The sequence below is a fragment of the Buchnera aphidicola (Cinara curtihirsuta) genome, from assembly GCF_900698895.1.
GTDB classification, from domain to species: Bacteria; Pseudomonadota; Gammaproteobacteria; order Enterobacterales; family Enterobacteriaceae; genus Buchnera_F; species Buchnera_F aphidicola_AX.
Genome location: NZ_LR217700.1, coordinates 398,061 through 409,608, shown reverse-complemented (window position 1 = coordinate 409,608; position 11,548 = coordinate 398,061). Strand labels below are relative to the sequence as shown.

The following is an 11,548-nucleotide window of genomic DNA, read 5'->3' as shown; positions in this document are numbered from 1 at the left end:
AAAAAAAAACTTTAATAAATATTTTTAAAATATATAAATAAAATTATTTAATTAAATTTTTTGAAAATTTTTTATAAATTATTTATATAAATTATCTTTAATGAAATTTGAAAAATAAAAAATGAATATTAAATCAGTTATATTTTTTCTAATGGGTCCCACAGCGATAGGAAAGAGTGCTTTAGCATTAAAAATAAAAAAAAAATTTCCTGAAATAGAATTATTAAGTGTAGATTCAAAATTAGTATATAAAGGTTTAGATATTGGTACAGATAAACCAAATAAAAAAGATTTAAAAGAACATTTACATCGTTTAATTGATATTAAATCACCAGAAGAAATTTATTCAGCTGTTGATTTTTATAAAGATTCTATAAAGGAAATAAAAAATATTTTAAAATTTGGGAAGATTCCTTTATTAGTTGGTGGAACAATGTTTTATTTTAAATTATTGTTGAATGGATTTGCTTATTTACCCCCGTCTAATCCATTGATTAGAAAATATATTTTTGAAGAAATATGTTCTAAAAAAAAGAAAAAATTATTTGATATTTTAAAAAAAATTGATCCTATTTCTAGTAAGAAAATTCATATGAATGACATTCAACGCGTTTTACGTGCAGTTGAAATATTTTTTGTTTCTGGAGGATTTTCACGTAGTAAATTAATTAAATCTACACATGTAAAGTTACCATATAAAATATTTCAGTTTGGATTAATTCCATATAGAAAAGATATTTTATATAATAAAATAGAAAAACGTTTTTATAACATGTTAAATAATGGATTTGAAGAAGAAGTACGTAATTTATATAAAATTAAGTATTTAAATTCTTCTTCCCCGTCTATTAATAGTATTGGTTATAGACAAATGTGGTTTTACTTAAAAAATAAATGTACATATCAAGAAATGATTGATAATACAATTAAATCTACTCGTAAATTGGTTAAACATCAATTAACTTGGTTAAATAACTGGAAAGATATTATTTTAATAAATGATAATCAAATAGATATTTTGATAAATAAAATTAAAAAAATAATAGAATTCAATAAATAATTTTTAATTAATTGTGCATTTTTTTTTAAAAAAAATTTATATATATAAGTTTTTAATTTTTTTATTTATATAAGTAAATATAGAGTTTTTATTTATTAAAAATGATATAGTATATTTTATTTTTTTATAAAATTTTTTCTATTTTAATATATACAATTTAATTATTTTTTATTTTTTAAAAAATAAAATTTATGTAATTTTTTAATAATAAATATTTTTATTAAAACTATTTTTTTTCATGAATATAATTATGCTAATATAATGGAATGTTTTTGAATTTAAAAATAATTAAATTTTTAAAATTATTTTTTAATTTTATATATATTAAATTTTTTTATTTAACTTTATATTTTAATAAATAATTTAAAAATTATATTTTATATATTTTAAAGGAGTTGTATTTGTGCGTCACTATGAAATAGTCTTAATGATTCATCCAGATAAAAGTGAAAAAATTTCACAAATTATTGAATATTATTCAAATATAATAATTTCTAAAAAAGGAATAATTCATCGTTTAGAAGATTGGGGACAGCGTATATTATCATATCCAATAAAGAAATTACAAAAAGCTCATTATATTTTAATTAATATAGAAGTATCAATTGAATGTTTGAAATATTTAGAAAATGATTTTAAATTTAATATAAATATAATTCGTCATCTTATTCTTTTGTGTACAGAAGCATTTAAAAAAATGTCTCCTATATTACAAATTCAAGAAAATAATAAAAAAGAATTAATTTCTTCTAAAAAGAAAATACATAAAAATATAAAGAAATATTAAATTAAAAGAATATTAGTGTTTGATTTTAATATAATATTTAATATTAATTAAAGATTAAGGATTTAATTATGGTGCGTTATTTTCGTCGTAGAAAATTTTGTAGATTTACAGCAGAAGGAACTAAATATATAGATTATAAAGATATTATTATGTTAAAAAATTATATTACTGAAAGTGGAAAAATAGTTCCTAGTCGTATTACTGGAACAAAAGCAAAATATCAAAGGAAATTATCTCGCGCTATTAAAATAGCTCGTTTTATCAGTTTAATTCCGTATACTGATCAACATAAATAAAAAAATAATTATTTTTTTTATAATATTAAAAGTAATATTTTTAAGGTGTTTATATTAAATGAAAGTTATTTTATTAAATACAATAGAAAAATTAGGAAAAAAAGGACAAATAATTTTTGTAAAAAATGGATATGCTAGAAATTATTTGATACCTAATAATAAAGTATTATTAGCAACATTAAGTAATATTAAAATTTTTGAACAAAATAGAATTTTAGAAGAAAAAGAAGAATCTGAAAAAATAAAAAAAGCAACAAAAAAAATCAATTCTATAAATTTAATAGGGGCAGTTATTTTTTTTATGAAATCAAGTGAGAAGAAAAAAATTTTCGGTTCTATTGGAGTGAAAGATATTGTTAAACAATTATCTTTAATTGGTATTTTTGTTCAAAAAAATGAAATTAAATTACCTCAAGGTTTATTACGTTATTTAGGAATTCATGAAGTTATATTTGCTCCATATAAAAACATTTCGACTATATTTAAAGTAGTTATTTTATCAAAATAAAAATGTATTAAAATAGGATTTTTTTATGTGTTTAGATACATTAGAATTAAATATAAAAATTCTTGATTCTCGTATTGGAACTGTTTTTTTTTTCCTGAATATTTACACGGCGGATTATTTGGATTTTATTTAAGAGCTTGTATTAAAAAAAAAATATGTATTTTACCTGAAAAAACAACATTAATTTCTACAGGAATATTAATTAATACTTTTAATAAAAATTTAGATATTCTTATTGAATCTTTAAATAAAGTAAAGGGAAAATATAAAATAATTATAGGAAATCCATTTATTCTAAAGAATTTTTTTTATAACAATGAATTGAAAATATCTATATGGAATTGTAGTAAAAAAATTTTTTGTGTGTACCCCGGTGAAAAAATTGCTAAATTAATAATTATTACTAATAGAAAAATTAAATTTTTATATGTATAAAAATTCAATTATTTAGTTATAAGTTTAAATATTTTTATATTGTTTATTCGACATATTATGGCCCTTGCTGGATTTGAACCAGCGACCAAACGATTATGAGTCGTGTGCTCTAACCACTGAGCTAAAGGGCCTTATTAATACATTAATACATTTTAATTATTAATAACATATTATAGAACAAATTGAAATACTAATCTATATTTTTTTTATTTTATAATTAATAATTATTTTTAAAATTTTCAATAATACAAAAAATATTTTTAATTATAAATTGACATCATATTATCCTTATGATATATATTTTATATTCCTCTGTAGTTCAGTTGGTAGAACGGCGGACTGTTAATCCGTATGTCACTGGTTCGAGTCCAGTCAGGGGAGAATTTTTTATTATTTATAATAATGTGTAAATAAAATATTGAAATATTTTATCAATTAAATAATTAAATAATATTTAAATTTATGTTAAATAAAAAGTATAGTATTAATTTTTCTAAAAAAAATTCTTTTGTTTTTTATGATTATGAAACTTTTGGTACAGATGTATCTTTAGATAAGGTATCTCAATTTTGTAGTATAGAAACAGATAATTCATTTAATGTAATTCGTAAAAAAATAGTTTTATTTTGTTATCCTCCTTTAGATTATTTACCTAATCCAGAATCTGTTTTAATTACTAAAATATTACCTCAATACACTAAAATACACGGATTAAATGAATATTTTTTTACTAAAAAAATATATGATATTTTTTCTAAAAAAAATATATGTATAATAGGATATAATAACATTAATTTTGATAATTTAATTACACGTAATCTTTTTTATAGAAATTTATTTGATCCTTATGAATGGTGTTGGAAAAATAATAATTTTAGTTGGGATATTTTAAATATTTTGCGCTCTTTTTATATATTTCATCCCGAAGTTATGTTATGGTTTCATAAAGTTGATGGAACTGTCAGTTTTAAACTATCTGATGTTACTTTAATTAACAAAATTGAACATACTAATATTCATGATGCTTTTTCTGATGTAACAGCTACTGTTTTAATAACTCGGTATTTATATTCTCGAAATAAAAAATTTTTTTTATTTTTGTTTAAAATATCTCATAAAAAAAATATATTATCTTTTATATATAAACATTATAAAAAACCTTTTTTTTACTTATCTAGTTATTTTGGTTCTAAAAATAATAATTTTGGTTGTGTAATGATTTTAGATTTTCATCCTGTTTATAAGAATAACATTATTGTTATTGATTTATCAATAAATATAAAAAATTTATTTAATTTATATTATAATTCTACAAATAAAATATTAAAAATTAAAAAATTATTTTATTGTGGAATTCAAGTTATTAATATTAATAAAGCTCCGTTATTATTTTCTTATAACTCTCTTTCTGATAAAGATTGTAAAAGATTAAATATTAATTATTTGCGTTGTCAGAAAAATTTCTTTTTATTAAAAGATAATATACAGATTAAAAATTGGATTATTTCATTTTTTTCAAATAGGAATAAAGATAAAATTATTAAAGATGTAGATTTACTTCTATATAAAAATTTTTTTACTTATCAAGATAAATTATCATTTTCTTTTATTCATTTTAATCCTCCTTCTTCTTGGGTTAATTGGCATCCCAAATTTATTGATGACAGAATTAAGGAAATATTTTTTCGATTAAAAGCACGTAATTTTATAAATTTATTAAGTTTATCTGAAATAAAAATATGGAAATCTTATTGTCAAAAAAAAATAAATTCTAAATTTGTTAATACATATATTGAAAATATTCGTTTATTACAATTAAAATATGATGCTAAACATAGTAACTATATTTTGTTAGAAAAATTAATTGATTATGTAAATAAAATTATATATAAAATTAATAATTTAATTAAATAAAAATGTATTTTTAATTATTTTTGGAAAATAAAAATTTTTTCATTTTTCTTTCTAAATATTCACGATCTTTATCAATAAACATATTTAGTTTTTTTTCATTGATTATTTTTGTTTGTTTTTTTAACCAGAATGTCCATGCTTTTTTAGAAATTTCTTGATAAATTTTTTGTCCGATTGTTCCTGTAAAAAAAGGATAATCCAATCCTTCTGCATTTTTTTTAAAAAATGAACAAAAAATTATACGTTTATTTTTTTTTTTCATATTTTTTTCCTTTATTTTTTTTTTTAAAATTATAAATATTTTTTTTACTGGAGAAGGAATGCCAATTTTTTTATTTAAAAATATGTTATACCATATTTTTTCTTTTTTATTTAATTTGTTTTTTTTTTTTATTTTAATTAATTGAGTAATTATATATAATTTCATATTACTAACATAGTGAGTAAAAGGTATTATATTTGTATTTTTTTTTTTTTTTTTTTTTTGTATAATTTTTTTCCATTCATTTATTGATATTAGAAAAGGGGTTATTGGAAAATAAAATAATCCTTTCCAAATAGAAATACTATTTTGTTTTTTTATAAAAAATGAATTTTTATATTGCATTATTGAAAATAAAATTCCAATTTTATTTTTTTTTTTTTGTTTTTTTTTTATATCAAAAGGTTTATTATAAGAGTAATTACAAGTATTATTTAAAGGACATATAGAACATTTAGGATTTTTATTTGTACAGATCAATGAACCTATATCCATCATAGATTGATTAAATTTATTAGCATGATGAATAGGAAGATATTTATTAATTAAATTCCATAATAAAATATCTAATTGTCTTTTTTTTTTATTAACTATATTAATTGAGTGAAATCTTATTAAGATACGTTTTATGTTACTATCTAAAATAGCATATCCAAAATTATATGCAAAAGATAGAATTGCTCCGGCTGTTGATTGTCCAATACCTGGTAATTTTTTTATTTCATTGATATTTTTTGGAAAAAGTCCATTATATTTTTTTTTTATAATTATAGCCGTTTTATATATATTGTGTGCTCTTTGATAATATCCTAAACCACTCCATAAATATAGTATTTCATTTATTTTTGCTTTTATTAGTGATTTCATAGTAGGAAATTTTTTTTTAAATTTATTAAAATATGGAATGACTGTATTAACTTGTGTTTGTTGTAACATAATTTCAGATATCCAAATAAGATAAATATTTTTTTTTTGCCATGGTAGATTTTTTCTTCCGTGATAATGAAACCAATTAAGTATTTTTTGTGCAAATAACATATTTATCCTAATATTATTAATGAATTTAAATGTATAATTTATTTTATTTGTTAAAAATTAATATTTTTTATTATTAATAAAAAATTTTTTTAAACTTAAATAAATATTTTTTATATTGGTGAATACTAATGTTTTCTATTAATTATTGTATTTATAAAAAAAATAATAAGTCTTTATATCCAGTTAAAAGTTATGTGATTAGAAAAAGACATATGAATGAAAAAAAAAAACAATTTATAATATCAAATTGGAAAAATTACGGAATTGATTTTTGTTATACTCAGTTAAATTTTTCATTATTATTTTTTTTAAATCAAAAAATTATTGTGGAAATTGGTTTCGGTGATGGATATTTATTTGTACAAAAAGTTTTAAATAATCCCCATATAAATTTTATTGGAATTGAAGTATATCCGTTAAGTATTTATTCAGTTATTAAGTACGCTTGTTTATATAAAGTAAATAATTTAAAAATAATATTTCATGATGCTGTTGAAGTTTTAATGTATATGATTCCAAATTATTCGGTATTTATTTTTCAAATTTTTTTTCCTGATCCTTGGTTTAAATTAAAACATCATAAAAGACGATTAATAAATAATAATTTTATTCACTTAATAAAAAAAAAAATAGTTTATAAAGGTTATATACATATCGTAACTGATTGTCGTTTATACTCAAATAGTATATCTTTTTTAATATCACAACATTCTATTTTTAAACGTATTTTTTTGAAAAGATTTTTCTTTCCATTACATAATATATTTATGAAAACTAAATTTGAAAAAAAAGCTATATTATTAAATCGTGATATTTTTGATTATAAATATCAATTATATTTTAAGTAATTTATAAATATTTTTTTAATTTTATTTTAAAAATATTGATAAGAGAGAATTTAAATGTTTTTTTCCGCGTTTCGTTATAATCCAATGATAATTTTTATCTATTAAATATCCTTTTTTTTTAGCTATAAAAATTTTCTTTTGAATTATTTTTATATTCAAATTAGTACCTTTTTCGAAGCTTGAATAAGAAATAGGTTTTAATAACCTGAATTTATTTAAAAAAAATTCAAATGGAATATCTTTTTTAGATACAATATATTTTTTTTCTGTATACTTTTTTTTTATATATATTTCATCACTTTTAGTTTTTACAGTACGAATAATTTTTTTATTTAATTGTGTAATTTTACCATGTGCACCACATCCTATTCCTATATAATCACCAAAATTCCAATAATTAAGATTATGTACGCATTGATATTTTTTTTTTTTTGCAAAGGCAGATATTTCATATTGTTTATATCCTGATTTTATCAGTATTTTTTTTCCTTCTGAACTGATTTTTTTTATATTTAATAGAGAAGGTAACACAATATCTTGTGTATAAAATTTAGTATTTGGTTCAATATCTAGTTGATACCATGAAATATGTTCTGGTTTTAATTTTATTGTTTGTGTTAAGTCATTAAGAGCTTCTTTAACAGATTGATGAGGTAGTCCATAGATAATATCTATATTTAAATTTCTATTTACTATATTTTTAGTGGATTTAATAAGATTAATTACTGATTTTTTTTTATATGTTCTTTCAATTTTTTTAAGTAAGTTATTTTTAAATGTTTGCACTCCAATAGAGAATCTATTAATTCCAGCTTTATAATATTCTATTATTTTTTTTTTTTGATATTTATCTGGGTTAATTTCTATAGAAATTTCTATTTTTTTAGAAATAGACATAGTTTTTTTTATTTTTTGAATTAACAATTTAATTGTTTTGCTTTTTAATAAACTTGGCGTCCCTCCTCCAATAAAAATTGACTTAATTGATCTATTTGAAATTATTTTTTTGTCTTTTTTTAGATCTTTTATTATGTGGTTTATATATTTTTCTTCTGAAATTTTTTTAGAATTTTTATATGAATGGAAATCACAATATGGGCATTTTTTTATACACCAAGGTATATGAATATATAAACTAATTGGTGGTAAAATATATATTTTTTTTTTATACATAATTTTTTAATTATAAATTAAATTATTTAATAAAAACAGTAATATTTTTTTGTATAAAAAATTATATTTTTATAAATAAAAATATAATTTTATTATTTTCAATAAGTTAGTTTATTAGTTTCTAGCCAACTATCAAGAATTATTTTTGCTGAAATAGAATGTATGCAATATAATTTTTTTTTTTTAAAATTTTTTTTTAATAATAATTTAGCTTCTGTTGTTGAATAATTTTCATCATGTAAATAAATATTTTTTTTAAATCGTATTTTTATTTGTTTACTAAAATTTTTTATTTTTTTATTAATATTTTTTTTAATTCTGTATGGATAACCTATAATAATGTATTTAGGATTCCAATATTTTATTATATTATTAATTTTTTCCCAAAGAATATTTTTTTTATTATTTATAATAGACTTTATAGGAACAGAATAATTTAATTTAGTTTCAGATACAGCTACACCAATAATTTTTATACCATAATCAAAAGATAATATAATCATATTAATAATTAGATATTTTGTAAGTATTTATTATATTTTTATTTATTCAAATATATAAAATTATTTTTTTATATAATATATATATCATAAATATAAAAAATTTTCTATATTTATAAAAATATAATCTAATTTAATCTGATAATATAATTATTTTTATAAAATAAATTATTTATTTATATCAGATAAATAATTTTTTATATAAATTTTTTTTTAATATATTTTTATATATGAAATTTAAATATATTTTTTTGTTTTATTTAAGATTTAGAATCTATGTTCTTGATTATAATAGTTATCAAATCTTGACCATTGTCCATTAAATGTTAATCGGATTGTTCCTGTGGGACCATTTCTTTGTTTGCCTATGATAATTTCTGCTATTCCTTTTAATTCACTGTTTTCATGATATAATTCGTCTCTATAAATAAATAAAATTAAGTCAGCATCTTGTTCTAAAGAACCAGATTCTCTTAAATCTGAATTTACCGGTCTTTTATCAGATCTTTGTTCTAGTGATCGATTTAATTGTGATAAAGCTATAATAGGAATATTGAGTTCTTTTGCTAGTGATTTTAATGTTCTTGAAATTTCAGCTATTTCTAATGTTCTATTTCCCGATAATGATGGTATTTTTATTAATTGTAAATAATCAATCATAATTAAGCTTAATCCGTTATTTTCTCTATATATTTTTCTTGAGCGTGAGCGTACTTCATTAGGTGTTAGACCTGATGAATCATCAATATATATATTTTTTTTTTTTAATAAAATATTAATAGTACTAGATATTCTACTCCATTCTTCATCATTTAATTTTCCAGTTCTAATATTTGATTGATTTACTCTTGATAATGAAGCTAACATACGAATCATAATTTGTTCTCCAGGCATTTCTAAGCTAAAAATTAAAATTGGTTTTTCATATAACATTGCTGTGTTTTCACATAAATTCATAGCAAATGTTGTTTTACCCATTGATGGTCGAGCGGCAATAATAATTAAGTCTGATTGTTGTAAACCAAATGTTTTTTTATTTAAATCATGATATCCGGTATTTAATCCAGTAATACCATTATTAGGTTGTTTTAAAAGTTTTTCAATTGATTGTATTGTTTTATCTAAAATTTTTTCTATATTTTTTGGACCTGTGTTATTTTTTTTACGCGTTTCAGATATTTTAAATATACTAGATTCAGCGTAATCTAATAATTCTGTGCTTTTTCTTCCTTTTGGGTGATATCCAGAATATGCAATATTGTGTGCTGTTAAAATAATTTCACGTATAATTGCTCTTTCTCTGATTATTTCAGCATATGCAATAATGTTAGTAATACTAGGTGTATTTTTAGAGATTTCTGCTAAGTAAGAAAATCTTCCTACATTATTTAGTTCTCCTTTTTGTTCTAAGGATTCTGATAATGTAATTAAATCTATTGGAGAACCTTTTTCAATTAGACTTTTCATTTCATAGAAAATTAATTGATGTTGTCTATTATAAAAATCTTCAGCAACAATATTTTCTGAAATTATATCCCATTGTTGATTATCTAGCATTAAACCACCTAGAACTGATTGTTCTGCTTCTAATGAATGAGGTGGAATTTTTAGTTTATTTATTTTTTTTTTTAAATCTATCATAAACAACCGTTTCTCTTATATAAATGTTTAAATATAAATTTTACATTATTGTATAAATAATATTTTTAATATTTAATATTAGTATTTATGAAAAAAATTTTTATTTTTTTTATCAAAAATTTTATTTATTTTTTTAAATAAATTAAATATATTTTTTTTATTATGTATACAATATAAAATATATAATTTCCATTTTTTTGCTTGTGGATGATTATAAAAAATATTTAACATATGTTTCATTATATGAATAATTTTATTTCCATTTTTTTCTTCCTGATTAATATAAATTAACATTTTTTTAAAACATTTTTTTAAATTAATATTTTTTTTATAAGAAAAAATTTCTGTTTCAATTTTATAAAGTAATAATGGATTTTTATATATTTCTCTTCCCATCATAACTCCATCTACATTTTGTAAATGTTGTTTTATTTCTAAAATAGATTTTATTCCTCCATTAATAATAATTATCAAATGTGGCAGATCTTTTTTAATTTTATATACATAATTATAATTTAATAAAGGTATTCTGCGATTTTTTTTAGGGCTTTGTATTTTTAAATCAGCAATCCTAGCATGAATAATAAATTTAATACAATATTTATTTTTTGATACCTTTTTAATAAAATTTTTAAGAGATTGATAATCATTTTTTTTATTAGTTCCTATTCTAATTTTAACACTTATTGGAATAGGTACTGTAAAATATATGGATTTAATTAATTCATATACTAAAATAGGTTTATGCATTAAACATACACCAAAATTACCTAGTTGAGCATGTTTAGAAGGACATCCAATATTTAAATTTATTTCATTAAAACCCATTTTGTATGCTATTTTTGCACATTTTGCAATATGTTTTGGGTTATTTCCGGCTAGTTGTATTGCTATAGGGTAATTATTTTTTATTTGTTTTTTTTTAAATAAATTTTTTGAATGTAACATTTTTTGTGTAGTAATCATTTCAGTGTATAAAAGAGTATTTTTTGTTAATTGTCGATAAAAAAATAGACAATGTGGATCTGTATATTTTAACATAGGAGCAACAGAAAATTTATTTGAGTAATTATTTTTCATATTTTA

General features: G+C 18.8%; 12 protein-coding genes and 2 tRNA genes. 8 read left to right on the top strand and 6 right to left on the bottom strand.

The window, feature by feature from the left end; all coding sequences use genetic code 11:
- The first annotated feature begins 151 nt into the window (after positions 1-151).
- The 5 genes from miaA (at position 152) to BUCICURT3053_RS02125 (ending at position 3,086) form a co-directional block, all read left to right on the top strand.
- On the top strand, positions 152-1,060 hold the full coding sequence (gene miaA, locus BUCICURT3053_RS01910; RefSeq protein WP_420021836.1) for a tRNA (adenosine(37)-N6)-dimethylallyltransferase MiaA: 909 nt from the start codon (positions 152-154) through the stop codon (positions 1,058-1,060).
- Positions 1,061-1,463: 403 nt separating this feature from the next.
- Positions 1,464-1,847, top strand: a complete 384-nt coding sequence (rpsF, locus tag BUCICURT3053_RS01905; RefSeq protein ID WP_154061318.1) for a 30S ribosomal protein S6 — start codon at positions 1,464-1,466, stop codon at positions 1,845-1,847.
- A 68-nt stretch (positions 1,848-1,915) separates the two neighbouring features.
- Positions 1,916-2,143: a 30S ribosomal protein S18 gene (gene rpsR, locus BUCICURT3053_RS01900; RefSeq protein ID WP_154061317.1), complete on the top strand. Its 228-nt coding sequence runs from the start codon at positions 1,916-1,918 to the stop codon at positions 2,141-2,143.
- A gap of 58 nt (positions 2,144-2,201) precedes the next feature.
- Positions 2,202-2,651, top strand: coding sequence for a 50S ribosomal protein L9 (gene rplI / locus BUCICURT3053_RS01895; RefSeq protein ID WP_154061316.1), 450 nt, complete (start codon positions 2,202-2,204; stop codon positions 2,649-2,651).
- Between the two features lie 141 nt (positions 2,652-2,792).
- On the top strand, positions 2,793-3,086 hold the full coding sequence (locus tag BUCICURT3053_RS02125; protein WP_154061352.1) for a hypothetical protein: 294 nt from the start codon (positions 2,793-2,795) through the stop codon (positions 3,084-3,086).
- Between the two features lie 58 nt (positions 3,087-3,144).
- Here BUCICURT3053_RS02125 and BUCICURT3053_RS01885 read toward each other — a convergent pair.
- Positions 3,145-3,217: transfer RNA gene (locus tag BUCICURT3053_RS01885), tRNA-Ile, on the bottom strand.
- A 177-nt stretch (positions 3,218-3,394) separates the two neighbouring features.
- On the opposite strand from BUCICURT3053_RS01885, the gene BUCICURT3053_RS01880 reads away from it, so the two are divergent.
- Positions 3,395-3,467: transfer RNA gene (locus BUCICURT3053_RS01880), tRNA-Asn, on the top strand.
- Positions 3,468-3,548: 81 nt separating this feature from the next.
- Complete coding sequence (gene sbcB / locus BUCICURT3053_RS01875) at positions 3,549-5,000, top strand: exodeoxyribonuclease I (protein WP_154061315.1); 1,452 nt, start codon at positions 3,549-3,551, stop codon at positions 4,998-5,000.
- A 10-nt stretch (positions 5,001-5,010) separates the two neighbouring features.
- Here the strand turns inward: sbcB and mutY are convergent, their stop codons facing one another.
- Positions 5,011-6,300, bottom strand: a complete 1,290-nt coding sequence (gene mutY, locus BUCICURT3053_RS01870; protein ID WP_154061314.1) for an A/G-specific adenine glycosylase — start codon at positions 6,298-6,300, stop codon at positions 5,011-5,013.
- 128 nt (positions 6,301-6,428) lie between these two features.
- Between mutY and trmB the strand changes: the two genes are divergently transcribed.
- Positions 6,429-7,148, top strand: coding sequence for a tRNA (guanosine(46)-N7)-methyltransferase TrmB (gene trmB / locus BUCICURT3053_RS01865; protein ID WP_154061313.1), 720 nt, complete (start codon positions 6,429-6,431; stop codon positions 7,146-7,148).
- 21 nt (positions 7,149-7,169) lie between these two features.
- Here the strand turns inward: trmB and hemW are convergent, their stop codons facing one another.
- From hemW to dusA, 4 genes are all read right to left on the bottom strand, one after another.
- On the bottom strand, positions 7,170-8,306 hold the full coding sequence (gene hemW, locus BUCICURT3053_RS01860; RefSeq protein WP_172598444.1) for a radical SAM family heme chaperone HemW: 1,137 nt from the start codon (positions 8,304-8,306) through the stop codon (positions 7,170-7,172).
- Positions 8,307-8,419: 113 nt separating this feature from the next.
- Positions 8,420-8,824 (bottom strand): Holliday junction resolvase RuvX, encoded by a 405-nt coding sequence (ruvX, locus tag BUCICURT3053_RS01855; protein ID WP_154061311.1) that lies wholly within the window; start codon positions 8,822-8,824, stop codon positions 8,420-8,422.
- 264 nt (positions 8,825-9,088) lie between these two features.
- Positions 9,089-10,462 carry a replicative DNA helicase gene (gene dnaB / locus BUCICURT3053_RS01850; RefSeq protein WP_154061310.1) on the bottom strand — a complete coding sequence of 458 codons (1,374 nt, stop codon included), beginning with the start codon at positions 10,460-10,462 and terminating at the stop codon, positions 9,089-9,091.
- Positions 10,463-10,540: 78 nt separating this feature from the next.
- A complete protein-coding gene (dusA, locus tag BUCICURT3053_RS01845) occupies positions 10,541-11,542 on the bottom strand; it encodes a tRNA dihydrouridine(20/20a) synthase DusA (protein ID WP_154061309.1) in 1,002 nt (333 codons plus the stop codon).
- Positions 11,543-11,548: the final 6 nt, after the last annotated feature.